This window comes from Mesorhizobium sp. L103C119B0 (genome assembly GCF_000502235.1).
In the GTDB taxonomy this organism is placed as follows: domain Bacteria; phylum Pseudomonadota; class Alphaproteobacteria; order Rhizobiales; family Rhizobiaceae; genus Mesorhizobium.
Window position 1 is genome coordinate 209,163 of the sequence record NZ_AYXE01000004.1, and the last position, 25,904, is coordinate 235,066.

Below are 25,904 nucleotides of genomic sequence, written 5' to 3' on the forward strand. Positions count from 1 at the left end.
GCTGGACGCAAATGCGGACGCAGGACCTGCGTCAGGTCCGCAGCCCCGGCGCCTCGTGCCCGGTCCTCTCCACATATTCGGTATAGCCGCCGCCATAGGTGTGGATGCCTTCTGGCGTCAGTTCCAGCACGCGGTTGGAGAGTGCGGCCAGGAAATGGCGGTCGTGCGAGACGAACAGCATGGTGCCTTCGTATTGCGACAGCGCCGTGATCAGCATCTCCTTGGTCGCGATGTCGAGGTGGTTGGTCGGCTCGTCGAGCACCAGAAGATTGGGCGGATCGAACAGCATCAGCGCCATCACCAGGCGCGCCTTTTCGCCGCCTGACAGAACCCGGCATTTCTTCTCGATCTCGTCGCCGGAAAAGCCGAAGCAGCCGGCGAGTGCCCTGAGCGGCGCCTGGCCGGCTTGCGGAAACGCGTCCTCCAGCGTCTGGAACACGGTGCGTTCGCCCTCCAACACCTCCATGGCGTGCTGGGCGAAATAGCCCATTTTCACACTCGGCCCCCGAGCAACTGTGCCGGCATCCGGGTCAGACGCGCCGGCCACCAGCTTCAGCAGTGTCGACTTGCCGGCGCCGTTGACGCCCATGATGCACCAGCGCTCGCGGCGGCGGACCTGGAAGTCCAGCCCCTCATAGATCGAGCGGCTGCCATAGCCCTTGTGGACGTTCTTCAGCGTCACGACATCCTCGCCGCAGCGCGGCGCCGGCTGAAAATCGAAATTCACGATCTGACGGCGCTTGGGCGGCTCGACACGATCGATCTTGTCGAGCTTCTTCACCCGGCTCTGCACCTGGGCGGCGTGTGACGCCCGCGCCTTGAAGCGCTCGATGAAAGCGATCTCCTTGGCCAGCATGGCCTGCTGGCGCTCGAACTGCGCCTGCTGCTGCTTGTCGGCGATCGCCCGCTGCTGCTGGTAGAATTCGTAATTGCCGGAATAGGCGGTGAGCGAACCGGCGTCGATCTCGACCACCTTGTTGACGATGCGGTTCATGAACTCGCGGTCGTGCGAGGTCATCAGCAGCGCGCCCTCATAACCTTTCAGGAACTGCTCCAGCCAGATCAGGCTTTCGAGATCGAGATGGTTGGACGGTTCGTCGAGCAGCATGACATCGGGCCGCATCAACAGGATGCGGGCCAGCGCCACGCGCATCTTCCAGCCGCCGGACAGTTTGCCGACATCGCCGTCCATCATTTCCTGGCTGAAGCCCAGGCCGTCCAGCACTTCGCGGGCGCGGCCATCGAGCGCATAGCCGTCGAGTTCCTCGAAACGGTGCTGCGCCTCGCCATATTTCTCGATGATCTCATCCATCCGGTCGGCCTGCTCGGGATCGGCCATGGCCGCCTCGAGTTCGGCCATTTCGGCCGCCACGTCGCTGACCGGCCCGGCGCCGTTCATCACTTCGGCCACAGCACTGTGGCCGGCCATGTCGCCGACATCCTGGCTGAAATAGCCGATGGTGACGCCGCGATCGACCTGCACCTGGCCCTCGTCGGGCTGCTCCTGGCCGGTAATCATGCGAAACAAAGTCGTCTTGCCGGCGCCGTTCGGACCGACAAGGCCGATCTTCTCGCCCTTCTGTAGCGAGGCCGAGGCCTCGATGAAGACAAGCTGGCGGCCGTTCTGTTTGCTGATGCTTTCAAGACGGATCATGCGACTGGAAGAACCTTGGAGGATTTTCCCCGGCCCTTACGCGATCGGCCGCGCCAGAGGAAGCGCCCATTTGACGCCGCGCGCAAAAGCCGCTGCGGTCCGCACCTCCAGAATGCAAAACAGCCCGCCGCGCGATTTTGCGCAACGGGCTGTTTTTGAACCAGCTTCTGTACTCAGTTCGGTGCGGGCACTTCCGCTTCTATTGACGGCACCTGCTGGGCGGCGAGCGAGGCGAGCTTGCCCCGTCTGACGAGTGTCGGCTTCTCATAGGATCGTTTCATAAATGCCCCTCTCTTACACAAGCGGAGACTGTTCCGCCGAACTCGCCATGTCAATAAGCAGCGGTAGTGAGGTGCTTTGGCTGTGTCCGACGAATTGTCACTTCGCGTCGTGGAAAATGATCCCCACTGTATGCCGCCTGCCGGAGCGCAGGCGGCTGACGCCGTGCCTGAGGTTGACGCGGTAATGGCCTTTCGTGCCTTGCACCGGGCGGTTGTGGACAGCAAAGATCACCGCATCGCCCCGGGTCAGCGGCACCACTTCGGCACGGCTTTGCATGCGCGGGCGCTGTTCGGTCAGGACGAATTCGCCGCCGGTGAAATCCTCGCCGGGCTGCGACAACAGGATCGCCACCTGCAGGGGAAAAGCGAGATCGCCATAGAGGTCCTGATGGAGGCAGTTGAAGTCGCCGGGGCCATATTGCAGGAGAAGCGGCGTCGGCCGCGTTTGGCCGCTTTCGTGGCAAAGCTGGAGGAAGGCGGCGTGGTCATCGGGATAGCGCCGTGCCGCGCCCATGCGTTCGTTCCAGTCGTTGGCGACGCCGGCGAGCCTGGGATAGAGCGCGGTGCGCAGGCCACCGACCAGATCCGGCAGCGGATAGCGGAAATAGCGGTACTCGCCCTTGCCGAAGCCATGGCGGGCCATCACCACATGGCTGCGGAAATGGTCCTCATGCGGATAGAGACCGGCGATCTCGGTGCACTCCTCGGGTGAAAGCAGCGCCGGCATGACGGTGCTGCCGTGGCTGTTCAGTTCGCCGACCAGAGCACTCCAGTCCTGCGCTGCGACGCGCGCTTCGGCCGAATGGGCTGCGCGTTTGGTGCTTATCGAATGGATGGTCATGGATGCCTCCTTTGCTTGCGGTCAAAGTGGGGCGAACGAGGCGCCTGGGCCACCCGATTCCTGCGATGAACATTGTCATCTGCTGCCGGCAGCGATTAACTGTCATGCATCTTTCGATCGAACCGCTAAATGGCGTCAAAGGGCTTCCTCTCGGATCGTCTAAGGCGACTGTCAGATCCTTCTTTTCAGGAGAGCTCAAGGTCTTTCGGCGGAGCCCAACCAGCGTTCCGGCCGACTATTGGCCGGACCTTGGAGTATTCGCCTATTACAAGGCCGATGGCGCACTCGAAGCGCTAGAATTCACCTCGCCTGCGATCTTGGAACTGGGTGGCGCGTCGCTGTTTCCGATTTCCATGGAGGTTGCGCTGAGGTTCTTGAGACAAACCGACCCCAATGTGAAGGTCGAGATCGATAGCGCGATTTCGAATGCTCTCGGCATCAGCATCTGGACAGCCATAGGAAAAGAAGCGGACTCCCAGGTGGAAACACTTTTGCTGTTTGGAGCCGGCTACTACGGCTGATCCTTCCGGGCGATATCCACTGCAGATCGACTGCGTATCGATCGCATCAGACCGGATCGGCACCCTTGCGGCGATACGCCTCCAACTCAGGGTCCAGATCGACCCTCACCGCGTTTGTGAACAGGCAGGTCGCCACCATGATGCCGGCGAAGGCGACGAGGTTGACCAGCAGTGTGTCGTCGTAGCTAGCCTTGAGTGCCGCCCAGACATCGTCGGGAACGGCGTTGGTATCGGCAGCGACTGCCTTGCCGAATTCGATCAGCAAAGCTTCTTCAGCGCTGGGCTCGATCGCCTCGGGATCAAGACCGCTGTCGATCAGCGCGCGGCGGAAGAAGGTAAGCGGTATCTCGGCGCGGCATCTCTCGGAGATCGCCAGCGACAACAGCCAGACAGCGCGGTCGTCGAGTGCGGGCTTGAGCAGATCGCGCAGGGTGAACCATTCGGCATAGATGCGGTGGGCCGCCGGTGAATGCAGCAGGATGCGCTTCATGTTGGTCATGCGTCCGCGCAGGCCAAGCTCCCTGTCGTGCTCGGCGCGGATGTCTTGCGATGCCGAGGCGTAGTCGATCGGCGGGATCATGGCCATGGGACGGTCCTTGGTTGGTGGCAGCGAGGCATTCTGCGAAGCCCTCACCCAAGCGTCGTATGCAATTGCGGCGCGGCGCGCAGCGTGTTGGACACCGTGCAGATCGCTTCGGCGTCCTCGACGATCCGCTGCTTGGTCGCAGCGTCGAGATCGCCTGAGATGTCGAGCCTGATGTTGAGCCTTTCGACGCGCGACGGCTCGTCCTTGGCCTTCTCGCCGCTGACCTCGGCGCGCACCTCGCCAAGCGCGGCGGCAACCCCGAGGCGGGAGGCGGCGATGCGCGCACTCAGCACCATGCAGGCGGCGAGCGAGGCGTAGAGCAGGTCGAGCGGATTGAAGCCCGGCGCGCTGACGCCGGTGACGACATCGACTGCACCGCCGGTCGGAGTGGTGATGGAAGGCAAGCCGCCGGGCTGCAGCGTCGCCGTCGCGCCGGTGACGCGGGTTCTGACCTTCAACTCAGCCATCGCAAATCCTTCTGGCCGGCAGTCCGGCAAAGGGGTAAGGATCGCCCGTGGCGTGTCCTGTCCCGCTATATGGTATGTCCTGGGCCGATACCGCAACCTCCGCAGAAGCGGCACCCTGTCAGCAATCTTCACCACGCCCGTTCCCTCTCCGCCCTGCCCTGCGGTAGGCTCGCGCGATCCGCAACAGGATCGCGAGAGCCATGATCGTCCAGGCCTGCATCAATGGCGCGCGCGCCGCCGATTTTCACCCCACACTGCCGCTCGACTCCGACGCTATGGCGCGCGACGGGGCGGCTTCGATTGCCGCGGGCGCAGCTGAGCTGCATGTCCATGCCCGCAGCGCGGACCGCCGCGAGAGCCTTGCGCCGGCAGCGATGGATCCGACCATCGCAGGGCTGCGCCGTGCCTGCCCCGGTACGCTGATCGGCGTCTCCACCGGCGCCTGGATCGAGAATGACGATACAAGCACGCTGGTCGCCATCGCCGGCTGGCGCGAATTGCCGGACTATGCCTCGGTCAATCTCAGCGAGGCGGCGGCACCCATCGTCATGGAGAGCCTGCGCCAGCGCGGCATCGGCATCGAGGCGGGTCTGGCCTCGGTCGCCGACGCCGAGCGCCTCGTCAGCCTCGACCATGGCGGGCGCGTGCTGCGCGTCCTGATCGAGATTTCCGAGCAGACGCTAGACGAGGCTTTTGCGGTCGCCGGCGGCATCGAACAGGTCCTGGAGCGCGCCGGCATTCGCCGTGCCATCCTGCTGCATGGCGAGAACGCGACGGTGTGGCCGTTCGTGCGCCGTGCCGCGGATCGCAACTGGTCGACGCGCGTCGGGCTGGAGGATGGGAAGCATCTGCCGGATGGCGCGGCGGCATCCGGCAATGCGGCGCTGACAGCTGCGGCGGTAGCGATGTTCCAGTCGATTCGATCAGCGTAGCAACAAACTCACCTCTTGCTGTTATTATAAATATCTCGTAGGCTATTTTCATATCAGGAAGAAATTCCACCACATTTTTCTCCTTTATGAAAGCCTTGCCTTTTGCGTGAGCATCTCGATCAAACCGATCGACGGCTGGTAAAGCTGTTGTCGCAAGATGCCCAGCCCGGCATCAACCGGCTCGCCGAGACGATGGCGATCTCAGTGCCGACGGTGCGCTCAAGGTTGCGCAATCTGCTCGACCGCAACCTCTTGAAGATCGTCGGGCTGCTCAATCTGACCGAACGCCCCGAGCTGATCTCGGCCATTGTCGGCATCAACGCTCAGGGACGTGGCCGCGCCCGGGAACTGGCGCAGCGCATTGCCGAACTGCCTTTCGTCAACTCGGCCTCGGTGGTTACCGGGCGCTTCGACATCATCGTCGACGTGACCGTCGCCGGCGATGTCGCCGACCTCTACCGCATCACCAGCGAGCTGATTCCGGGCGCCGGCATTCCCGGGGAAGTCGTGCGCAGCGAAACCTTCGTCGTCATGGCTTCATGCAACAAATGGGTCAGCCTTCCCGAAGGCTGCTGGTCGGAAGAAACACCGTCACGCAAGGAGCCGGCATGAGAATAGCTGTTCTCGGCGGCCTCGGCCTGCAGGGACGGGCGGCCATCGCCGATCTCGTCGCCAGCGCCGGTGTCGAGGAAGTCGTCTGCGTCGATACGTCGGCTGACGGCCCTGCCCGGCTTGCCGGGCTGACCGACCTTTCCCGCGTGCGTTTCGTCATGCCCGAGGGCGCGATCGGTCCGGCGCTTGCCACCGTGCTGGCGGATGTGGACGCCGCCATCGATCTGCTGCCGCAGCCATTGATGCGCGAGGCGGTGCAGGCCGCGATCGCAACGCGCACGCCGCTGGTCACCACCAACTACGGCAAGGCGATTGCCGACCTGGCGCCGGAGGCTGAACAGGCCGGCGTTTCGATCATGACCGAATGCGGGCTCGACCCCGGCATCGACCTCGTGCTCTACGCGCGCGCCGCAAAGCAGTTCTCTAGGATCTCCTCGATCGATTCCTATTGCGGCGGCATCCCCGAACCGAAGGCGATGGCGAAGCCGCTCTGCTACAAGGTGAGCTGGAATTTCGACATGGTTCTGGTCAGCCAGAACCGCGACAGCGTGATGATCGAGCATGGCAAGCGCGTCGAAGTGCCGGCCGGCCGACAGCACGACAATGCCTTCATCCACGAGATCGAGGTCGCGGGCCTCGGCCGGCTGGAAGCTTTCCCCAATGGCGACGCTCTGCACTATGTCGAGATGCTGGCAGCCGCCAAGGGATTGCAACGCTCGGGCCGCTATACGCTGCGCTGGCCGGGATGGTCGGCGTTCTGGGCGCCGCTGAAGGAACTCGGTTTCCTCTCCGAAGACAAGGTGCCCGGCACCGGCGCCAGCCCACGCGAATTTCTCGGCCGTCTGCTCGGCCCGCAACTGCAATATGGCGCCGACGAGAAGGACCTTTGCGTGATGCGCAATGTCTTTTCCGGTCTCGAAGGCGGCCGCGCCAAAACGGTGACGTCGGACCTGATCATCGAACGCGACCTGGCATCAGGCCTGTTCGGCATGAGCCTTGGCGTCGGCTATCCCGCCAGCATCGTGGCGCAGATGCTGGCGCGGCGCGAGATCGCCACACCAGGGCTTTTGAACCCGCTGCTGCATGTGCCGGACGAACCCTTCTTCGACGAGCTGGCCAGGCGTGGCATCAAGGTTGCCGAGACGGTGGCCTGGGACTGAGGATTTTCGAACGGTGGCTGCCGCCGGCAAACGGTGCCGCCGCTCAAAAAACACCCAAAAGGGTGGAATAACAAAGTGGAACAACAACGATTACAGGAGGAATGCCAAATGAAGATTGCCAAGCTTTTCATCGCCGGACTTGCGCTTGCGGGCCTGACCGCTGCTGCCAGTGCCGGAACGCTCGACGAGATCACCAAGCGCGGCGAACTGCGCGTCGCGGTACAGACGCAAGGACCTCCCTTCTCGCTGGTCGGCGCGGCCGGCGAGCGCACCGGCAGTTCGGTCGAACTCGCCGAGCTGATGGCCAAGGAAATGGGCGTCAAGATCACCTTCCTCGACTATGACTGGGACGGGCTGATCCCGGCGCTGCTTTCGGGCAAGGCCGACCTGCTCGTCGCCGACATGACGCCGACGCTGGCGCGCGGCATGAAGGTCGCCTTCACCACACCTTACATGTATACGGGCAGCACCGTCTTCACCAAGGCCGACAGCAAGTTCAAGACAACCGAGGACTGCAAGGCCAAGGGCACCAAGATCGCCGTGCTGTTGGGCGCCACCGGCGAAAAGGAAGCCAAGAACGCCTTCCCGGATGCCGACATCAAGAGCTACAAGGGCGGCGGCCCGCTGCTGCTCGACGCGGTCAACAACGGCCAAGCCGATTGCGGCGTCAACGACGTCTCGGCGGTCAAGGGTCAGTCGACAGCCTATCCCGCCGGCACCTTCACCATCATGCCGGACCTGTTGTCGAAGGAGCCGCTTGCCTTCGCCACCCGCTACGACGAGCCGGACCTGTTGATCTGGATGAACCTGTTCCTCAACCAGGTCAGCATCGACGGACGCCTGCAGAAGAACCTCGACTACTGGGTCAATTCCGACGCCTGGAAGAAGGATCACTAAGCAGAGGTAAGCAGGGAGTAGTGAGTAGGAAGTAGTGAATGGTGAATGGTGAATGGTGAATGGCCATTCCGGACGCTACTCACTACTCACTACTCACTACTCACTACTCACTACTCACTACTGCCCATTCACCATTCACCATTCACCGCCATGCTCGAAAATTTCAGCTTCCGCACCATCATCGAATATCTGCCTTTGTTCGGGCAGGGTCTGATCACGACCGGGTGGCTGTCGGCGCTGTCCTTTGCGGGCGCGCTGGCCGTCGGCATCGTGCTCGCCGCCATGAACCTGCAGCGCGGCCAGCTGTTTCGCGTGCTGGCCAAGGGCTATATCGATGCCGTGCGCGCCACGCCGTTGCTGGCGCAGCTCTACTTCCTCTATTTCGGCCTGCCGCGTCTCGGCTTCGTCCTGCCCGAGCTGGTCGTCGGCATCATCGCTCTGTCGCTGAACAGCGGCGCCTATGTCGCGGAAATCATCCGCGCCGGCATCCTGTCGATCCCGCGCGGCCAGGTCGAGGCCGGCGTCGCCTCGGGGATGACCTATGTCCAGCGCATGCGCCTGGTCATCCTGCCGCAAGCCTTCAAGGTGACGATCCCGCCGCTGCTCGGCCAGGCGATCGTGCTGGTCAAGGATTCCGCGCTTTTGTCGCTGATCTCGGTTTCCGAACTGACGCGCGCCGGCCAGTTGCTGGCGTCCGACCGCTTCATGCCGGCGGAAGGTTTCATCACCATCGCCGCCTTTTATCTGCTGCTCTATTACGGCCTCAAAGGACTGGCGGGGCTGTCCAGTCGCTGGCTTCGTCTGCAGCCGGCAAGGAGCAGCACATGATCTGGCAACAGCTGCAAAGCCTGGCCGGCAGCTACCCCCTCGCCTTGCGCGGCCTCGGGATGACCGTGATGCTGTCGGCGATCAGCCTGGTGCTGGGCACGCTGCTTGGTTTCGGCCTCGGCATATTGCGCACCGGCGGCAACCGGCTGATCTCGAGCGTGATCGGCGCCTGGGTCGACCTGATCCGCGGCACGCCGTTTCTGGTGCAGATCTTTCTGATCTTCTTCATCCTGCCGGAATTCGGCATCGAGCTCGATGCCTTCACGGCCGGCATCATCGCGCTCACCAACCTCGCCGCGTGCTTCATCTGCGAGATCGTCGCCGCCGGCATCCGCTCGGTGCCGACCGGCCAGGTTGAGGCAGCTCTGGCGTCTGGCCTGTCGCGCTGGCAACGCATGCGCCAGGTGGTGCTGCCGCAGGCGATGCGCATCGTGCTGCCGCCGCTGGTCGGGCAATATGTACTGTTGATCAAGGATTCCTCCGTCGTCTCGGCGATCGGGCTGACCGACCTCACCCGCGTCGGCTGGCTTGTGGTGCAGCGTGTGCCCAACGGCCTGCTGGTCTTCTTCCTGGTCGGCGTCGGCTATTTCGTCGTCTGCTATCCGCTGATCATGCTCGCCCGCCGGCTGGAGCGCCGCATGGGCGCGGCGCATGGCGAGGTGCAGCTGTGACATCGAACCCAAAGGGCTGACCGCCATGACCAATCCAAGCCCGACCAAGACAAACCTGACCAAAACGGGCATGATCGACTTTCGCGGCGTCAACAAATGGTTCGGCTCGCTCAATGTGCTGAAGGACATCACGCTCAGCGTCGAGCCGCGCGAAGTGGTCGTCGTCTGCGGCCCAAGTGGTTCGGGCAAGTCGACGCTGATCCGCTGCATCAACGGCCTGGAAGCGATCAAGGATGGCGACCTCGTCGTCGACGGCCAGCGCCTCGGCGACCCCGCCACCAACATGACGCAGCTGCGCACCGAGATCGGCTTCGTCTTCCAGTCGTTCAACCTCTACCCGCACAAGACGGCGCTGGAAAACGTCACGCTGGCGCCGATCCATGTGCGCAAGATCCCCCGCGCCGAGGCCGAGCAGGCCGGGCGCGACTTGCTGGCCAAGGTCGGCCTCGCCGACAAGGTCAACGCCTACCCGTCACAGCTGTCCGGCGGCCAGCAGCAGCGTGTGGCCATCGCGCGCTGCCTCGGCATGCGCCCCAAGATCATGCTGTTTGACGAACCGACCTCGGCGCTCGATCCCGAGATGATTTCCGAAGTGCTCGACGTCATGGTCGCGGTGGCCGAGGAAGGCATGACCATGATGGTGGTAACGCACGAAATGGGCTTTGCCCGCAAGGTGGCGCAGCGCGTGGTGTTCATGGACGCCGGCGCCATCGTCGAAAGCGGCACGCCGGAAGCGTTTTTCTCCGACCCGAAGACCGACCGCAGCCGGGCTTTTCTAAGCAAGATTCTAAGGCATTAGAGTTTAGCCAAAGCCGGTCGTCCGAAAGGCCGCGGGGCAGGAACTGTCGACGCACAGCGCCAAACAACGAGCCGCCGGTAGAGTGGATCGGCTACGTTTAGGTCTCCGGCTACGCCTCTGGGACCTTCCACGTGCCGTCCAGAACCTTCGCGCGTGGTCGATAGAGCCGTACCATCCAGTTCCAGCCGGGCCACCGTCGGCTGTACGGTCAAGCCACCGGCGCCGCGCCGCGCCGCTCGAGCGCTGTCCTGCGGATGATTTCCGCAATTTCCGGGCTGCTGCTGCACAGCATCTGGAAATCCGCCGCGTGCAGCGACAGGAGTGAGACAGAAGTTGCGGCTGTGACGGTCGCCATACGCGGTTCGCCGCTGATCAGCGCCATCTCGCCGAAGAAGGCGCCAGGGCCAAGCTCCACCGGGTTCGGCGTCGCGACGCTGACGCGGCCCTCCACGACGAAGAACATCCGATCGCCGGTCTCGCCGCTGCGGCAGATCACGGCGCCCGCCGGCACCGTGCGGGGTCTTAACGCGCGCACGATCTCGACCAGCGTGGCCGGGCCAAGCTTCTGAAACAACGGAACGCCGGCAATCAATTGCCAATTGCGGACGAAATCCTCGCGACGGACTTCTTGATAAAAGCCGGAGGCAAGAATGCCGGCCCAGAGCCCGAAGATGCCGATGCCACACATCATGACAGCCCCGGCAAGGACGCGGCCGGCGAAGCTTTGCGGAATGTCGTCGCCATAGCCGGTAGTGGACAGCGTGACCACCGCCCACCACATTGTCTCGGGGATGCTGCCGAACTTTTCCGGTTGGACGTCGCGCTCGATGACATAGGCCGCGAGTGCGACACCGAACAGAACCAGGCCGAAGACCGTGGTGACGCCGACCAGGTTGCGCGCTTCGTTGGCCAGAACCCTGCCAAGCAGCGGGAAGAAGGTCGAGTCGCGCAGCGGCTTCAGCAGCCAGACAGCACAGTAGAGGCTCCGGTCGGGCGTGCCGTCGAGCAGAAATGCGGCGACTGGAACCAAAACCGCGAGCACATCGATCGCGATTGCCGGCGTCCTGTCCCTGAGGTCTCCCGCCCAGCGCTTGAGCAGGGTCTCGGCCATCTGCAGAAGATAGGCGGCCCAAATGACAGCGAGCACAGCAGCCAGAGCCAGTCTGCTTCGTCCGGACATGTTCGGCATCGTGAGCGCAGCCACCGCCAGAAGCCCAGGCGCAGCGAGCACCGCATTTAGCGGTGCGTAGATTCTCAGAAAAGGCAGTACCGACATTCTATCCCACCAGCGGCCACTGTGCTCCAGAATAGAGGCCTTCCGGGCAAGCGCAAAGGGTGCTTTGCGATCGCAAGATCAGGTCACGCCAATGGCTTTCGGGCGCCGCTATCGGCGCTCCACGGTCGCACCGCAGGCGACGGATCAGCTCGGGAGCCGCCACATTCGCACGCGACCCGCACCGCGCAATTCCGTTTCCTCGAGTGGGTCGCAAGCAAATTTCGGTCCAAGCAGTTGGCAAGTTGCATCGGAAATACGGATTTCATCGGGCTCCGCGGACGTTTGAATACGTGAGGCGAGATTAACGGTCTCACCCCACAGGTCATAGGCGAACCGCCTCTTGCCTATGACGCCGGCGACGATCGGTCCTGAGTGAATTCCAATTCTCAGCCTTATCGGCTCTCCTGCGAAGCGTTCCCGCTTGACCGCTTTGCGCAGCTCAATCGCATAGCGCGTGAGGGCCTTTGCATGATCGGATCGCGCCGTGGGCAGGCCGGCGACCACCATCACACAATCGCCAATTGTTTTGATCTTTTCGCAGCCGTATCGCTCAGAGAGCCGATCCGCCGCCTTGAAGAAGTAGTTTAAAATAGCGAGCGTCGTCACCGCTCCGACGCTGCGCGCTCTTTCGGTAAAGCCGACGATGTCGGCAAAAAGCACACTCACCTCCGCATGGTTGTCGGCAATTTTCTTTTGCGCTTTCAACCGCTCCGCGATGGACGCCGGAAGAATGTTGAGGAGCAGGGTTTCGGCGCGCTGGTATTCACGCGCCAATCCCTCCTGGCTCTTTCTCAGTGCCTCGTTCGTCGATTGCAATTTTTCGTTGAGTTGACGCTCCCTCTCTTGCAGGAGCGTCATTTCATAGGCCTTCTGTTGAAGCCGCTGCCTGTTGTCTCGTTCGGCAGTGGCGTCCAGAAAAAGAAGCCACACGAACGCATTGTCAGCAAAAAAATGGAGGTCGGCGACACGCCCGCCGGGCAGTTCAACCATGTCCATGCGAAACGGAAGCTCCGGGCAAGGCAGCAAACCTTCCATGAATTCAAGCTGCTCCGCAACAGGCTTGCCGATGCGAAGCGATGACAGCCCGTAATGTTCAACATTACCGCCCTTGGCAGCTATGCAAAGCTCAGCGTCGATTTTCAGATAAGCGACAGCGTGCCCGTCGAAGAAGAAATTGAAAAACCAATTTCTGACTTCTTTTGGCAATTCATGCATGGTCTATTTGGTGACCATCAAGGCAAGTTGACGAAAGGCGTCATCGACCTGCTCGCCCGAAAGCGCACTTGTTAGATAGATTTGCCATCCACGTTGCCTCAACTCGTTGATCTCACCATCCGATATCGCCCACCGATCGGCCAGATCGGACTTGTTGAACAGCAATACGAACGGCATGGCGCCGAATTCGGCCTCGACCCGTTCGCGCAGCGTGAGTGCCACGGCAAGAGTAGCGGCGCGGGTTCCATCAACGACAAGCACGAGCCCGGTTGCACCGCGAACATAGCTGACGCGGAATGAGCCGATATCGTCCTCGCCGGCCAAATCCCACAAAATCAGATCCACGGTTTTGTCCGGGAGCGCGACGCTCTTCTTGTCGATTTTCACTCCAACGGTGGTCAAGTAGGTTTCTGAGAAGATGCTCTGCACAAACCTGCGGACCAGACTCGTCTTTCCGACAGCGAAACCGCCCAGCATGCAGATCTTTTTTTGCAACATGTTGGGCTCCGCTAGTCCAGGTTTACGGTAATCGAAACCCGGCGATTGGTGGAGCTACCGGTTAGACTGTTTTCAGGTACAGCCGGCTCAAAAGTGCCCGCGCCCCGAACCAGCAGCAGTTCGGGAGCAACGCCGCGCTTGTTGAGAAGCGCACGAACTGTCTCGGCGCGGGCGGCGCTGATCGACGCGTTGGCCGTCTCACGGCCCGTGGTGTCCGAATGCCCGGTCAACATGAACCGCGCCGTTACGCCGGAATTGCGGGCACTCTGGGCGAATTCCTTTATTTGATCCGCCAACCTGTCGAGAACCGGCGTCTGCTCCGGTCCCGGCACAACCTTGCCGGAAGAGAAGAAAATATCGGTCGTCTGGATCGCCTGCCTCAAATGATTAAGTTCTGCGAGGTTCAGCTCACGCAGCTGCGAGACATCCAGAACCACTCCGTCCGCCGAAAGTTGTTCAGCGGCGGCCCGCGCGCGGTTGATCCAGCCGGCAGGAGCCTCACCCACGGCCACAATGCGACCCTGGATGATCGAGAGCTGAACGGTTTTCGGCGGGGACAGCGCCGCCGTCAACCGCTTCACCACAAACTTCGGATCAAGGCTCTGATAGAATTGCCACTGTGCATGAACGCGGGCAGGATCAACGTCCGTTCCGGACAGCAGGGCTTGCGGGTCGGCGGCAAGCGGGTCTCTCAAGCCGGAAATATAGAAATGTCCGCCCCTCGCCGTTTGTTGGGCGACGATGATTCCCGGTTGGGCCTCAAGTCGCGACACATAATACTGCCAGTGCTCCGCCGCGCGTGCTTCGGGGCTCACGTCACGAACCTTGGAGATGTCGAATTCGGGTCCGCCTGCCGAAAGCTGCCGGGCCGCCGCGCGCGCGCGATCGATCCAGGTGTCGGGAGCCTCACCCTCGGCAACGATGCGATCATCGACGATCGAAAGTCGTACTGTTTCCGGCGGATACAGTGACGCCGTCAGCCGCTTCAGCACGAACTCCGGCTCAAGGCTCTGATAGAACTGCCACTGCGCATGAACCCGGGCGGGATCGACCTCTGTTCCCGACAACAGCGACTGCGGATCGGCGCCAAGCGGGTCTCGCAGGCCGGCAATATAGAATTGGCCGTCGCTTATCTTTTGGTCTGCAACGATGATGCCCGGCTGGGTCTCCAGTCGCGACACATAGGCGTGCCAGCGCTCCGCCTCGCGCACTTGGGGGCTTACGTCACGAACCCCCGAGATATCGAAGACCGGCCCGCCTGCCGAAAGCTGCTGGGCCGCCGCGCGCGCCCGGCTGATCCAGGTGTCGGGAGCCTCACCCTCGGCGACGATGCGGCCATCGACAATCGAAAGTCGCACTGAATCCGGCGGAGCCAGCGACGCCGTCAGCCGCTTCAGCACGAACTCCGGCTCAAGGCTCTGATAAAATTGCCATTGCGGATNTCGTACTGTTTCCGGCGGATACAGTGACGCCGTCAGCCGCTTCAGCACGAACTCCGGCTCAAGGCTCTGATAAAATTGCCATTGCGGATGAACCCCGGCCGGATCGACTCCCGTGCCTGACAACAGCGACTGCGGGTCGACGGCAAGCGGGTCCCTCAGGCCGGCAATATAGAACTGGCCATCGCGTACCTGCTGTTCGGCAACGATGATGCCCGGCTGGGCCTCCACTCGCGACACGTAAGCCTGCCAGCGCGACACATAAGCCTGCCAGCGCTGCGCTGATTGCCAGGAAAGAAAGTACCAACCGCCTGCCAGACTCAAGAGCAACAGGGCAACGGCCGCCACCAGCCACGGAAATCCGTCGTTTGATTCCTCTTGCTTGAGCTCGACGCAGGTCTGCAACTGCGCCTCTACGGAGGCCAGCCGCGAACCGTCGCCGTCGAACTGCTCTAAAGCCTCTGAGGATTGCTCATGGATGCGAAGCAAAACATCGCGAACGATTTCATGCAATTCCTCCGGCGGATTTCCCCGGATCACCGAAACCAGTGTCGCAAACGGTCCAACTTCCGACCAGAGACGAAGCTCGCCGAAACGGATTGTGTCCAGGCCGCTCTGCTCTTTCTCGTTAAATGAGTCTTTTACAAAATCCTGAATCGCACTGAGCATCGAAGAAATGAGCTGAGGATCTTCGCTCGTCGCATTGTCGGCAGTTACATGCGCTATCAAAAGGCCGGAATTCCGATGAATGAGAAAGGCATGTTCCACACGGTAGACAAGGGAATGCTTCAGAACAACTGCCGAGAAGCTTGCCCCTGTTCTCCAGGCTTCAAGTCTCCACTTGAGCCCGTGCCAGGTGAATATGTGCCTTAGAGTTTCATTCAGCGACTGAAAGGTCTGGTCGATCTTTTCCCCGATCGACTTGCGAATTGCCGGCAGAAACACCGGGTACAATATGTCCGTCAGCGTGCGCGGGCTCTTCTGGATCGACCGTTGCACAGCCCGTTCGACAGCTGGCGCAAGCGCCTCGCCGAGTTGCGCGTAAGGCGCTCGTCCGGCAGCACTGGGAAGAACGTCGCCCACGGCCGCCGCAAGCTGCTCGGGTTCGTCGAGCAGATGCGTAACGCGTGAAAGCTCCGAGATTTCGCGGCTGACCAGCAACTGCCGCAGCGTTTCCATGCGCGGATCGGCGGTGGGAACCGCCTCGAACTGCGCACGGTAGTCCGGATCAACGTTCCGGGCAATTTCGATCAAAAGACGAGCCAGAGCCTCGCGATCAATCTCTGTATCGTTCGAGGCTGTTCTTTGCGGAAGGTTGAATGGGTCGACGGTGGACGTCAAGGTCCCATCAACTCACTTTCCAGCTGCGGTCCGAGTTGCTCTTGCTCCCGACGGGATCCTGATTGAGACATTTTGCAACCTCGACAAACAGGCCAGCCAAAAGATTTCGGTCGGTCTTGACGTTGCTGAGGTCGGCAAACATCTTCTCGATCAGCATCTGAACGCCTTCATTCTTCTGCTTGATTTCCTCACGCAGCAAATGATCGTTTCGATTTATCCGGTCCGAAACGTCGCGCTCGAGCGCGCTCAACTGATCCGACAACGTGCGCACCTGCTTTTCAAGAGCCTGGTTTTGCTCGCGAAGATTCCGGTCGATCTCCTTGTCGGCATCGGCTCGTGAATCTTTTTCGCTCCGCAATTGCCCTGCAAGCGAATCGATCTGCTTCTTTGCATTCGACTCGTACATTTCGAGATTGCGCTTGGCCTCGGACTCGACATCCTTGAAGCGCTGCAACACCCGTTCTTCAAGCTTGGAAAAACGGCGGTCATAGTCCTGCATCTGGTTGCCGAACAGCAGGTCACGGATCTTGTCGACACCGACGGCGTCGCCGGCGGTTCCGTTTTCGCGGGCCTGAACTCCCATGAAGTTCAGCCCGTTTCCTTCTGTGTTACCTATCAGATTTACGTCCGCCTTCTTTTCTGAAGAAGCGGAATTCGAAGATTCCTTAGCCATCCATATACCCCCATTGAACACATGCCGTCAGGTAAGCATGTCAGCAATCGGGCCGCAAGCCGGATTCGTCTTGACTTATGCCTATTCATGGGGCAGCCGAGCGCGATGGCTAACGGCCCGGCAATGGCAATCAGGGGCGATGCCCTCTTGAAGGCGCGGAGCGTGCGGACGGTTCCGGGTATCCAAAAAGCGGCCTTCAGTCGAACGTCGCCAGCGGCTCGGCGTTGATCTCGACCCACTCACAGCGACGGCTTTCGTGGTAAAAAGACTGGAAGGGCGGCGGGAACGACGGGTCGGCGAAGGCGCCGACGGGAATGGCGATCACGCCGGGTTGCGTGTCGATGCGATAGTGGACGGCGGCGCCGCACTCCGGGCAGAAATTGTAGATGACGCGGCCGCCCTCGTCGCCGGTGCGCGTGAACTGCTTCGCCCGCCCCTCGATCGATACATCAGCTTGCGCAAACCGGACATTGTAGCTGAAGGCGCTGCCGGTGCGGCGCTTGCAGTCGAGGCAGTGGCAGACCGAGATGCGCACCGGCTCGCCCGAACAGACGGCTGAAAGCTGGCCGCAGAGACATTGCGCGCGGCGCGAGACCATAGTTTCTTCCTCCCCTTCACATCACTGCGTATCGGCGCTGGCCCTCAGTTCCGTCCGCTTCTGTTCCGAAACCATGGCCAGATCCAGCACCTTCTGCAGTTCGGCGGCATGGTGGAATGAAGGCTCGGCCTGCACGCCGCTGCGAACCGCATCGACGAAGCGCTGGTAATTGGTCGGCACCGTGCCGGCGTCGAGCACCTGCCATTTGCCGTTCTCGATATCCTCGCCGACACACGCCTTCAGTTCCGAACCCTCGAGATTGTGCACGACTTCGATGCCGCCCTTGTCGCCATAGATGCGCAGGCGCAATTCGTTGATGTGGCCGGTCGCCCAGCGGCTGGCGTGAACGACGCCAAAGGCGCCGTTGGAGAAATCCAGCGTCATGGCGAAGCTGTCATTGGCGTCGAGGTCGTATTCGCCAATACGGTTGCCTGGCGCCTTGTCGAAGGTGCGCAGCCGGCAAAACACGTGGTCGACGTCGAGTGCGGCGCCATAGCTGGCGAAATCGAGGATGTGGATGCCGACATCGCCGAGCACGCCGTTGGAGCCGTGGTCGCGCGACAGCCGCCACAGCCATTTCGGGTCGGTGCGCCAGTCGCCCCAGAATTTCGACACCAGCCAGCTCTGCAAATAGGAGGACTCGACGTGGCGGACGGTGCCGATCTCGCCGGCCAGCACCATCTGTCGCGCCTTCTGCAAGGCAGCGACATTGCGATAGGTGAGGTTGACCATGTTGACGATGCCGGCTGCCTCAGCCGCGTTGGCCATCTCGCTTGCCTTGCCGAAGTCTTCGGCCAGCGGCTTTTCGCACAGCACCGGCTTGCCGGCCGCGATCAACGCCATGGTGGTCGGGTGGTGAATGCGGTCCGGTGTGACGTTGGCGACCGCATCGAACTCGCCCCACGCCAGCGCGTCTTCCAGCGATGTGAATCGCTTCGGTATCTTGAACCCGTCGGCAAATTCGCCAACGCGCTTTTCATCGACGTCGACAGCACCGACGATCTCGACGCCGTCGATACCGCCGAAGCGGCGGGCATGCTCCTGCGCCATCCAGCCGGTACCCAGTATCAAAAGCCGCATTCTCTGCACTCCGAGCGAATTGGTTCGATTCAATCATATGGCGCAGATACGGTCTAGGAAACCCATGCGGAAAACCGCTACGCCTTTTTTCCTGGATTTTGCTTTAGCGGAAGCCGGCCTCGCCCGAAGCGTGCAGCTTGCCGCCGCGCTCGACGATCGGCTCCAGCGCCTTCTCGACCGGCACGTTCGGCGCCTCAAGGATCGCCGACTTGGTGCCCTGCGGATTGTGCGCCCACTTCACCGCATTGCGCAGCACCTTGTGCACATTGGCGTCGTGATAGGTCGGATAGGTCTCGTGGCCCGGGCGGAAGTAGAAGACATTGCCGGCGCCGCGGCGATAGGTCAGCCCAGAACGGAACACCTCGCCGCCCTGGAACCAGGAGATGAAGACGGTCTCCAGCGGTTCGGGCACGGCGAACTGCTCGCCATACATTTCTTCATTCTCGAGCTCGAAATATTCGCCGACGCCTTCGGCGATCGGATGGCTGGGACTGGTCACCCAGAGTCGCTCGCGCTCGCCCGCCTCGCGCCATTTCAGCGTGCAGGGCGTGCCCATCAGCCGCTTGAAGATTTTCGAGAAATGGCCGGAATGGAGAACGATCAGCCCCATGCCTTCAAAGACCCGGCGGGCGACGCGCTCGACGATCTCGTCGGCAACGGCGCCATGGTCCTTGTGGCCCCACCAGACCAGCACGTCGGTCTCGGCCAGACGGCCGGCCGGCAGGCCGTGCTCCGGCTGCTCGAGCGTGGCGGTCGAGGCGGAGATCGTATTGTCGGCGTTCAGCGCCTTGGCGATGGTCGTGTGCATACCTTCGGGATAGAGGGCGGCGACCACCTCATTGGTCCGCTCATGGATGTTCTCGCCCCAAACGACAGCGCGTATTGTCATGATGTCCTCGTGGTGAAGCCGACCCGCAGCGGTCACTCATAGTCTGCCTGGGGGTGAAAAGGGAATAGGCAGTGGGGAATAGGCAATAGGGGCAGAAAAACAATCAACAGGCGATGGACGCTCCTGGGCCCTACTGCCTACTGCCTACTGCCTATTGCCTACTGCCTACTGCCTACTGCCTTACGCTCCTCGGCCTTCCTGAGCGACCCGCGTCAGCGGCTTGGTCAGGCGCGGCACGACGACGAGGCGTTTGATCTTGCCTTTCTTGTAGGCGGCAAGGAAGCGGGCGTAGTCCTTGAAGACGACACAGCCATTGGATTCCGCACGGCCGCCGCGCAGCATGTAGGTGTGGGCGAGCAGGCCGTCGCGGCCGTATTTGTTGCCGCCGCTGACGGGAGTGAGACGGAGCGCCTCGACGCCATGGAAGCGGGATTCGCGCAGCCGCAGATCATAGGTGTTGGGCGGCGTCGGGCCGACATTCTTCTTGTGCACGAAGCGCGGCTGGTCGACCATCGAACCCAGCCCCGAATGCGCCTCCAGCCGCGAGCCGTCCGGCATATAGACGGTCTTGGCCGAGATATCGTAGACGGCGACGCCGCCGCCCATTCCGGGCGTGGCGAACAGATCCTTGAAGGCGCGGCCGACGCCGCCCGCCGGGGCGTCCGGCTTGGCATAGGCCAGCATCTCGCCGGCCTGTGTCTTCGACCGTTTGCCAGGCTTGATCCGGCTTGATTGGATGCTCTGGCTGTCTGGCACGCCAGGCAGTGCGGCGACCTCCGAAGTACTGCGTGGCGAGCGCGGCGACGAATTTCCCGGCGACTGGGGTGCGGGGCTCTCGGCCGTCCTGTCGGTCTGTGGCTTGGCTGCCCTGGGTTTGCTGGCTTGCCGAGGCTCTGCAGGCTGAGCGGTTTCGGCGCGTGGACGCCAACCCGGCAACGCAATGTTGTCGGGCAGATCGTCCTGCGGCGGCAGCGAAGCGACCTGAACCTCGGCCTGCTCAGGATCCTGCCCTCCGGCGATTGCTGCAACGGCGGGCGGCGGCGCCAGCATGTCAGCGTCTTCCGGCAAGCTGTTGGCCAGCGCCAGCGCCAGGCGCGACGAGCGTTCGATCTCAGCCACTTCCGGCCCAAAGCGTTCCGAAGCGGGGCCATGCTGATCGGGCAGCCGGACTTCGGCGAAACGGGCAGCGACCGGAAGGCTGGCAAGCATGAAGGGCGCATTCGAGGCCTTGGCGAAGGCGGCAGCCAGCTTTTGCGGCGACAGCTCTGCCTTGGCCACCACGCCGTCGAAGCGCATGCCGCGCGAAGTGGCGAGAGCGACGCTGGTGTTTGGCGCAATGTTTGAGGCGACACTGCTCGGGGCCACAGCGTGCGTGGCCGGCTTCAGCCGCGCCATCTTGCCGTCATGCGCGAAGTTCGCGGCGGCATGCGCGCAGCCGGCGTCGCATTGGCTGAGCAGCGAGGCCTGTGATTTTTGCGCCGAAAGCCGCGGCGCCCACGAATTGGCGAGGCTGCGGCGCGAATCGGCAAGTGCTGCGTTCCGCAGAAGCAGACTGTGCGGAAGGCTGTTGGAGGCTGCGGTGAGCGAGGTACCGAGCGAATAGAGGCCGGCCATGGTTGCCACCGACCACAGCGCCAAGGCCGCGCCGACAACCGGCACCACCATCCAGCGCTGGCCGGATCTCTTCGAAGTCAAACCCCGTTCAGGAGTATCGCCCCGGTCTTTCAAACGCAAAAACGCCATACAACCACTCTCAATCGGCATGCAGGCTTGCGACCCTCGCATCCGTGACATCCACAGTTCGCTGGTGCCCCCTGCACCTTTCGCGTCTGTTGCCGATTGAATCAAAAGATGGACAAAGTTGGTTAACCAATCCCTCCATCAGCCACCGATTATGCGGCGCCTGATACGAAAAAAAGAGCACTCCATGGTCTGCGCCACGGTAGAATGCTCTCCCTCACCCCCGCCTTGCTGCCCGTTTTTGCGATCCAAGTCAAGGAAACGCTGCGTCAGCTTGCTGCAAGCCTGTGCTGATTGCCCGCTGATCGGCCTTCTCAATCAGTTGACCTTCCGGTGGCTGGAAGGTCTATCTGCTCAGAGACGGAGACCTCCGGCGACGGAAATTTACCGAGGAGAACCGGCATCACGACCGAAGAATCCGACTGCAGGTCGAACCCCTGCTGCGGCTGGCTGAGCACGGATGGATGGGGCAAGGACATGGCGCCGTGAGATGGACTGTGAAAGCGGCGCTGCTGTGGCTGGTCTGTGCCCTTACGATGGCCGCCTCCGTCGGCAGCGGACCGATCGTCGCGGCCCGCCAGGCGTCGATGAAGGAGATGGCGGCGGCTGCGAAAACCATTGCCGGCATGTTCGACCGCAGGCAAGCCTATGACGCGGCAGCCTTCAAGGCGGCAGCGGACACGCTGCGCGCGCGCACCGGCCCTGCCCTGATTGCCGAATTTCCGAGCGGCTCGCTTGGACCGCCTTCGCAGGCCAGGCTGGAGATCGATCAGTCACGGGCGGAATTCGAGGCCCTGGCAAATCATATCGGAACGCTGGCCGACGCTCTGGCCGCCAAGGCCGAAAGCGCGCCGGCCGTCATCACCGATGACATGCGCATGGGCACCGGCCTGGCGATGGGCGGCGGCAGCCTGCTCGGCAAGCGCTCGATTCCAGAGGAAGCCGATCCGACCAAACTGCCGGCGGAGCATATCCTGCATCTCATCCTGCAGGATTGCTCGACCTGTCATTCGAAATTCCGGCAAAAGGTACAGTGAAGCGACATTATCCGGCGGAGCATTTCTTGCTGGCCTGCGCCACAGTCACTTTGCATACAAGTAAATTCGTTTGTGCTAATATATCGCGGTCGTGCATATCCATGCATGACGAGCATCGGGAGGATGCAATGAAAACCATGAATCGCAGGTCTGCAATTGCCCTCGGTCTGACGACCGCCGCGGTAGCGCCTTTGTTCACCTTGGCGGCATCGGCAAAAATCAAGAAATACGGCCCGAAAGAGGGCAAGGAGATTGCGCCCGGTGTCAGGGTGGTGGAGGTCGGCACCGGCAATGCTGACATTCCCGCCTACAAGAGCATCGCAATTATCGACGTTGTGTTTCAGCCCGGAGCACATGCTCCTCAAACCGTGATGGACAACGACATGGTGTGCACCATTACCTCAGGTGCATTCACGATCAAGAAAGCGGACAAGGAATTCAAGCTCAAGACGGGTGATATGTACACCTGCTCCAAGGGCAAGACCGATGAAGCGACGAATACAAGCAAGGAGGTCGGCGTGCATCGCATCGCCGTATTGATACCCGCATAGCAGATGGAGTTCCGGCCGGACCACGCCGTCGCGAGTCCGGCCGGCCAGACGAGGCGATCTCGTTCCGTCGTCAGCGCGGCCATCTCACGCCAGCCACTCCCTGATCGCCGGGCGGGCGGGAACGGCGCGCATGTGGTCTTCGCGCTATGGCTTTGTTTGGGCATGATCTTTTGGGAAAGCTGGCTTGGTTTTCAAATCATCGGCTAGGTCGAATGGCTGATCAACCAGCGCATCCACGTGGCCAATACGGAGATCGAAAACCGCAGGAGTTTTGCCGGCCACCAGGCGGTGTTCGAGGCGATCGAGCGCCACGACCCGGAAGCGGCCGGCCAGGCGATGAGCGCGCATCTGGAAAACGCCCGGCGCAAGTTCAATTCAGGGTCGGGAAGACTGGGCTAGCCAGTTGACGCGGCGGCGCTCTGGCGCAAAGCAAAAAGCCCGCCGTTCAAAGCCGGCGGGCTCCCTTCAATCATACAGCGCGATCCGCTCGCCGGTAACCAGGACGACCGAATTTCGGCCTTCAGCGGCTGGTTGCGCTCAGGGGGCGGGCTTCGACGGGTTTGAAGCGACCAGCGATCCGAGTTTGCCGGCTTTGGCCAGACTCGGCTTTTCGTAAATTTTCTTCACAGAATCCCTCCTCTAATGGCATCAATTTCCTCTGCCAGGCCTGTTTTGTCAAATCTGGCAGCAGTCCGTCACAGGTCCCGGCGGCAATTCGTGCCCTTACGCCGGCTCGCGCTTGAGCGCCTGCGCCATGCAGTGAATGCCGCCGCCGGTCTTGGAAATCTCGCTCATGTCGACGGCAGCAACCTCGAAGCCGCGTGCCTTGAGCTGGCCGATCAGCGACTGGCTCGACGTCGGCGCGATCACCCTGTCCTTGCCGAGCGACATGAAGTTGCAGCCGAGCGCCATCGTGTCCTGGAAGGGCACGTCGATGATCTCGTGGCCCTTGCCCTTCAGCCAGTCGACGATGCCGGGCTCGGTGCAGGCGAGGCACACCGCGGTGAGCTTCTCGGCGATCGGCACCACCATCAGGTCGATATGGACGTAATATTCGTCGATGAAGGCGAGGCGCGTTTCCCAGCCTTCCTTTTCGAACCAGTCCTGCACCTGGCGGGCGCCCTCTTCCTGCGTGCGGGCGCCGCCGCAGCCGATCAGCACCACGCCCTCCTCGATGACGTTGAAGTCGCCGCCTTCGAAGGTGCCAGCCGTGACCATGTCGTAGATGGGGATGCCGAGCTTTTCATAGGTGCGGATGGCGGCATAGTTCTCGCCGCGCCGCCACCAATTGGCCATGGCGGTGATGAAGGCGCCGTAGGGCGTCATGACGCTGGAGTCTCTGGAATAGACCTGCATCGGCAGTTCCGGCGTCGGCTCGTGCCAGTGGATGTTGACGCCGAAATGCTCGTAGGCGGCGACGAGGTCCTTGTGCTGCGCCTGCGCGATCTGGACGTTGCAGGGCGCTTCGCGCAAATGCTTGCGCGACAGCGAGCTGGTCGAGAGGTGGCGCAGGAAGTTTGGCGAGCCGAGCAACACGTCTGTCAGCACGTCGGTCTCGTTGGCAAAGCCCCATGACGTCAGCGGCTTGGTGCCGCCGGCGGGGTTGCGGCGCTGCAGCGAAAACGGCTCGGCGACGATGCGATCATGGACGGTCATAAGGTTCTCCTCGATTTGACTATGCAGCTTTGATTGGATTGGCTGCTCGGAATCCACCAATCGCGTCCGCGCGCGGTGGTGACATATTCCGGCCAGCGGAAATTGATCGGCGGGTCGTAGTCGCAAAGCGGCGCGATCCAGTTGGAGCCACCAATGCCGCCGCCGGTGCGGGTGACGAATTCGTCCATGGCCGCATCGCGCGCGGCCTTGTCCTCGAGCAGGCGGAGGGCTGCAAGCGCAACCGTCTTGGCGGCGCAAATGACCATCGGGTCGATGGTGGCCGAGATACCGCCCAGCGCGTTCATCGCCCAGGATGGATAGGCATGGCCATTCGCCGAGCGCAGCGCCGGGCGGGCGACATAGAAGCGTGCGGTCGGCGTGTGCCACGACATGTCGGTGTAGTCGTCGGAGGTCGAGTTGATCTGCGACGGAGGCAAATCGCGGCGCAGGATTGCCTCGGCCTCTTGCGGCGAAATCAGCCGCTCCATCTCGTCGATGAAAGGGTTTTCGGTCGCGGTGCCGCCGGCATTGACCTGGACCTCGCGACCGATCGCTTTCGCCGCCTCGTCCCAGCTCGGCGCGCCGACGGTGGACAGCGCCTCATAGGCAATCCCCGCCATGGCGTGGTTGGCGAGGCCCGGCCGCGACTTCGACACCCAATGGCGCTCATAGCGACAACCGCTGATCGCCGCGGCCGCGGCCGCATTACGGTCGAGCACCGCGGTGACCTGCTCTGCCATGGCAATGGTCGGCACGCGGATCATGTACTGGATCTCGGCCAGCCCCGCCGGCAGATTGTCGGCGGTCGCCTGCCCGGCGGTGAGGATCGCCTCGCTGATCGACCAGCCGCCCTGGTGAGGCAGCATGGAATCGCGCAGCGCCTTGGAGGTCATGTACATCGCCATCAGCGCGTCATTGGCACCGGGCGCCCGCACCGCCGAATGCGCCTGCGGGATCGGCGCGCCATCGCTTGCGCGAACCCAGTTTTCGGGTTCGTCGCAGACAAAACGGTAGATCATCGCGTAGGCCGCGCCGCAATGCGTGTCCCAACGCGCCGTGTTGCAGAGCGGCAGCATATAGAAGGGATGGAACGAGATCATGCCGGCAAGGCCGTCATAATAGCCTTTGGCTGCATGGATCGGCTTCGAGCCCCTGACCTTCTCGGCCGGCTCGCCGGTGAAGCGCAGCGTCCCCTCGATGCCGTGGCGTTGCATTGCCGCCTTGGTGGCGAGAAGTCCGCCGAGGCCGGCAATGCCAAGCCCGGAATGCGGATCGGTGTGGCCGCCGGCCTCGCTGCCGAGGCCCGGCCGCGACCGCTTCACCGTTGCCGCGTCCTGGCAGTTGCCGGGCACCGCGTCGTATTCGCCGTACATGCCGATGGTCGGCCCCGGGCCATTCGTCCAGTGGGCGCAAAAGGCGGTCGGCATGCCGGCCGACCCTTCCTCGACCGAAAAGCCCTCATGCTTCAGCCGCGCGACATACCAGGCCGCCGACTGGTATTCGCGCCAGGCTGTTTCGCCGAAATCGAAAATGGTGCGCGTCCACGCCGACAGCGACGGCTGGATGCTATCGAGACAGGCAAGCGCGGTGGCTTGCGCCGAAGTCGTCACCGGTTTCTCCATGCGGCCCAAGAAAGCAGTGAAGCGGCATTGCAAAAAGTGA

The 25,904-nt window shown here is 62.3% G+C and carries 26 protein-coding genes; 11 read left to right on the forward strand and 15 right to left on the reverse strand.

Annotated features, from left to right (window positions below):
• Window positions 1-31: 31 nt before the first annotated feature.
• Window positions 32-1,654, reverse strand: a complete 1,623-nt coding sequence (locus X728_RS157780; protein ID WP_023689031.1) for an ABC-F family ATP-binding cassette domain-containing protein — start codon at window positions 1,652-1,654, stop codon at window positions 32-34.
• Between the two features lie 378 nt (window positions 1,655-2,032).
• Window positions 2,033-2,776 carry a 2OG-Fe(II) oxygenase gene (locus X728_RS157775; protein WP_023805622.1) on the reverse strand — a complete coding sequence of 248 codons (744 nt, stop codon included), beginning with the start codon at window positions 2,774-2,776 and terminating at the stop codon, window positions 2,033-2,035.
• Window positions 2,777-2,841: 65 nt separating this feature from the next.
• Between X728_RS157775 and X728_RS0134705 the strand changes: the two genes are divergently transcribed.
• Window positions 2,842-3,297 (forward strand): hypothetical protein, encoded by a 456-nt coding sequence (locus X728_RS0134705; protein WP_155923950.1) that lies wholly within the window; start codon window positions 2,842-2,844, stop codon window positions 3,295-3,297.
• Window positions 3,298-3,343: 46 nt separating this feature from the next.
• Here the strand turns inward: X728_RS0134705 and X728_RS157770 are convergent, their stop codons facing one another.
• On the reverse strand, window positions 3,344-3,883 hold the full coding sequence (locus X728_RS157770; RefSeq protein WP_023695530.1) for a hypothetical protein: 540 nt from the start codon (window positions 3,881-3,883) through the stop codon (window positions 3,344-3,346).
• Window positions 3,884-3,927: 44 nt separating this feature from the next.
• The gene (locus X728_RS157765; RefSeq protein WP_023670326.1) at window positions 3,928-4,350 is read right to left on the reverse strand and encodes an OsmC family protein; all 423 of its coding nucleotides are present in this window, start codon (window positions 4,348-4,350) and stop codon (window positions 3,928-3,930) included.
• A gap of 200 nt (window positions 4,351-4,550) precedes the next feature.
• Between X728_RS157765 and X728_RS157760 the strand changes: the two genes are divergently transcribed.
• From X728_RS157760 to X728_RS157730, 7 genes are all read left to right on the forward strand, one after another.
• Window positions 4,551-5,282, forward strand: coding sequence for a 3-keto-5-aminohexanoate cleavage protein (locus X728_RS157760; protein ID WP_023689036.1), 732 nt, complete (start codon window positions 4,551-4,553; stop codon window positions 5,280-5,282).
• Between the two features lie 102 nt (window positions 5,283-5,384).
• The gene (locus tag X728_RS157755; protein WP_023670324.1) at window positions 5,385-5,894 is read left to right on the forward strand and encodes an Lrp/AsnC family transcriptional regulator; all 510 of its coding nucleotides are present in this window, start codon (window positions 5,385-5,387) and stop codon (window positions 5,892-5,894) included.
• Window positions 5,891-7,054 carry a saccharopine dehydrogenase family protein gene (locus tag X728_RS157750; protein ID WP_023831099.1) on the forward strand — a complete coding sequence of 388 codons (1,164 nt, stop codon included), beginning with the start codon at window positions 5,891-5,893 and terminating at the stop codon, window positions 7,052-7,054. Before X728_RS157755 ends, X728_RS157750 begins: the two co-directional genes overlap by 4 nt.
• A 108-nt stretch (window positions 7,055-7,162) precedes the next feature.
• On the forward strand, window positions 7,163-7,951 hold the full coding sequence (locus tag X728_RS157745) for an ABC transporter substrate-binding protein (RefSeq protein ID WP_023684789.1): 789 nt from the start codon (window positions 7,163-7,165) through the stop codon (window positions 7,949-7,951).
• A 150-nt stretch (window positions 7,952-8,101) separates the two neighbouring features.
• The gene (locus X728_RS157740; protein ID WP_023831100.1) at window positions 8,102-8,779 is read left to right on the forward strand and encodes an amino acid ABC transporter permease; all 678 of its coding nucleotides are present in this window, start codon (window positions 8,102-8,104) and stop codon (window positions 8,777-8,779) included.
• A complete protein-coding gene (locus X728_RS157735; RefSeq protein WP_023684787.1) occupies window positions 8,776-9,450 on the forward strand; it encodes an amino acid ABC transporter permease in 675 nt (224 codons plus the stop codon). The genes X728_RS157740 and X728_RS157735 overlap by 4 nt, the downstream gene beginning before the upstream one ends.
• A 70-nt stretch (window positions 9,451-9,520) precedes the next feature.
• A complete protein-coding gene (locus X728_RS157730; protein WP_023670319.1) occupies window positions 9,521-10,249 on the forward strand; it encodes an amino acid ABC transporter ATP-binding protein in 729 nt (242 codons plus the stop codon).
• A 208-nt stretch (window positions 10,250-10,457) separates the two neighbouring features.
• On the opposite strand, the gene X728_RS157725 is transcribed toward X728_RS157730, so the two are convergent.
• The 9 genes from X728_RS157725 to X728_RS157685 all read right to left on the reverse strand — a co-directional run bounded on the left by X728_RS157725 (window position 10,458) and on the right by X728_RS157685 (window position 20,953).
• Window positions 10,458-11,525 (reverse strand): cyclic nucleotide-gated potassium channel, encoded by a 1,068-nt coding sequence (locus X728_RS157725; RefSeq protein ID WP_023684786.1) that lies wholly within the window; start codon window positions 11,523-11,525, stop codon window positions 10,458-10,460.
• A gap of 144 nt (window positions 11,526-11,669) precedes the next feature.
• Window positions 11,670-12,740 (reverse strand): adenylate/guanylate cyclase domain-containing protein, encoded by a 1,071-nt coding sequence (locus X728_RS157720; protein WP_023831101.1) that lies wholly within the window; start codon window positions 12,738-12,740, stop codon window positions 11,670-11,672.
• Between the two features lie 3 nt (window positions 12,741-12,743).
• The gene (locus X728_RS157715) at window positions 12,744-13,238 is read right to left on the reverse strand and encodes a Rab family GTPase (RefSeq protein WP_023670316.1); all 495 of its coding nucleotides are present in this window, start codon (window positions 13,236-13,238) and stop codon (window positions 12,744-12,746) included.
• Window positions 13,239-13,249: 11 nt separating this feature from the next.
• On the reverse strand, window positions 13,250-16,018 hold the full coding sequence (locus tag X728_RS157710; RefSeq protein WP_023831102.1) for an OmpA family protein: 2,769 nt from the start codon (window positions 16,016-16,018) through the stop codon (window positions 13,250-13,252).
• Window positions 16,019-16,025: 7 nt separating this feature from the next.
• On the reverse strand, window positions 16,026-16,691 hold the full coding sequence (locus X728_RS157705) for a hypothetical protein (protein WP_023670314.1): 666 nt from the start codon (window positions 16,689-16,691) through the stop codon (window positions 16,026-16,028).
• Between the two features lie 196 nt (window positions 16,692-16,887).
• Complete coding sequence (locus X728_RS157700; RefSeq protein ID WP_023689042.1) at window positions 16,888-17,289, reverse strand: GFA family protein; 402 nt, start codon at window positions 17,287-17,289, stop codon at window positions 16,888-16,890.
• Window positions 17,290-17,310: 21 nt separating this feature from the next.
• Window positions 17,311-18,369 (reverse strand): Gfo/Idh/MocA family oxidoreductase, encoded by a 1,059-nt coding sequence (locus tag X728_RS157695; protein WP_023831103.1) that lies wholly within the window; start codon window positions 18,367-18,369, stop codon window positions 17,311-17,313.
• Window positions 18,370-18,472: 103 nt separating this feature from the next.
• Window positions 18,473-19,258, reverse strand: a complete 786-nt coding sequence (locus tag X728_RS157690) for a ThuA domain-containing protein (protein ID WP_023831104.1) — start codon at window positions 19,256-19,258, stop codon at window positions 18,473-18,475.
• A 180-nt stretch (window positions 19,259-19,438) separates the two neighbouring features.
• The gene (locus X728_RS157685) at window positions 19,439-20,953 is read right to left on the reverse strand and encodes a tlde1 domain-containing protein (RefSeq protein ID WP_348625630.1); all 1,515 of its coding nucleotides are present in this window, start codon (window positions 20,951-20,953) and stop codon (window positions 19,439-19,441) included.
• Window positions 20,954-21,483: 530 nt separating this feature from the next.
• On the opposite strand from X728_RS157685, the gene X728_RS157680 reads away from it, so the two are divergent.
• The 3 genes from X728_RS157680 to X728_RS1000000168580 all read left to right on the forward strand — a co-directional run bounded on the left by X728_RS157680 (window position 21,484) and on the right by X728_RS1000000168580 (window position 22,985).
• Entirely contained in the window at window positions 21,484-22,035 is a 552-nt protein-coding gene (locus X728_RS157680; RefSeq protein ID WP_245266103.1) for a cytochrome c, read from the forward strand.
• Window positions 22,036-22,163: 128 nt separating this feature from the next.
• Window positions 22,164-22,586 carry a hypothetical protein gene (locus X728_RS157675; RefSeq protein WP_023684778.1) on the forward strand — a complete coding sequence of 141 codons (423 nt, stop codon included), beginning with the start codon at window positions 22,164-22,166 and terminating at the stop codon, window positions 22,584-22,586.
• A gap of 237 nt (window positions 22,587-22,823) precedes the next feature.
• Complete coding sequence (locus X728_RS1000000168580) at window positions 22,824-22,985, forward strand: FCD domain-containing protein (RefSeq protein WP_023831106.1); 162 nt, start codon at window positions 22,824-22,826, stop codon at window positions 22,983-22,985.
• A gap of 324 nt (window positions 22,986-23,309) precedes the next feature.
• On the opposite strand, the gene X728_RS157665 is transcribed toward X728_RS1000000168580, so the two are convergent.
• Both X728_RS157665 and X728_RS20950 read right to left on the reverse strand, forming a co-directional pair.
• Window positions 23,310-24,242 carry a dimethylarginine dimethylaminohydrolase family protein gene (locus X728_RS157665; RefSeq protein WP_023693913.1) on the reverse strand — a complete coding sequence of 311 codons (933 nt, stop codon included), beginning with the start codon at window positions 24,240-24,242 and terminating at the stop codon, window positions 23,310-23,312.
• Entirely contained in the window at window positions 24,239-25,864 is a 1,626-nt protein-coding gene (locus X728_RS20950; RefSeq protein WP_032897480.1) for a peptidase M20, read from the reverse strand. The genes X728_RS157665 and X728_RS20950 overlap by 4 nt, the downstream gene beginning before the upstream one ends.
• Window positions 25,865-25,904: the final 40 nt, after the last annotated feature.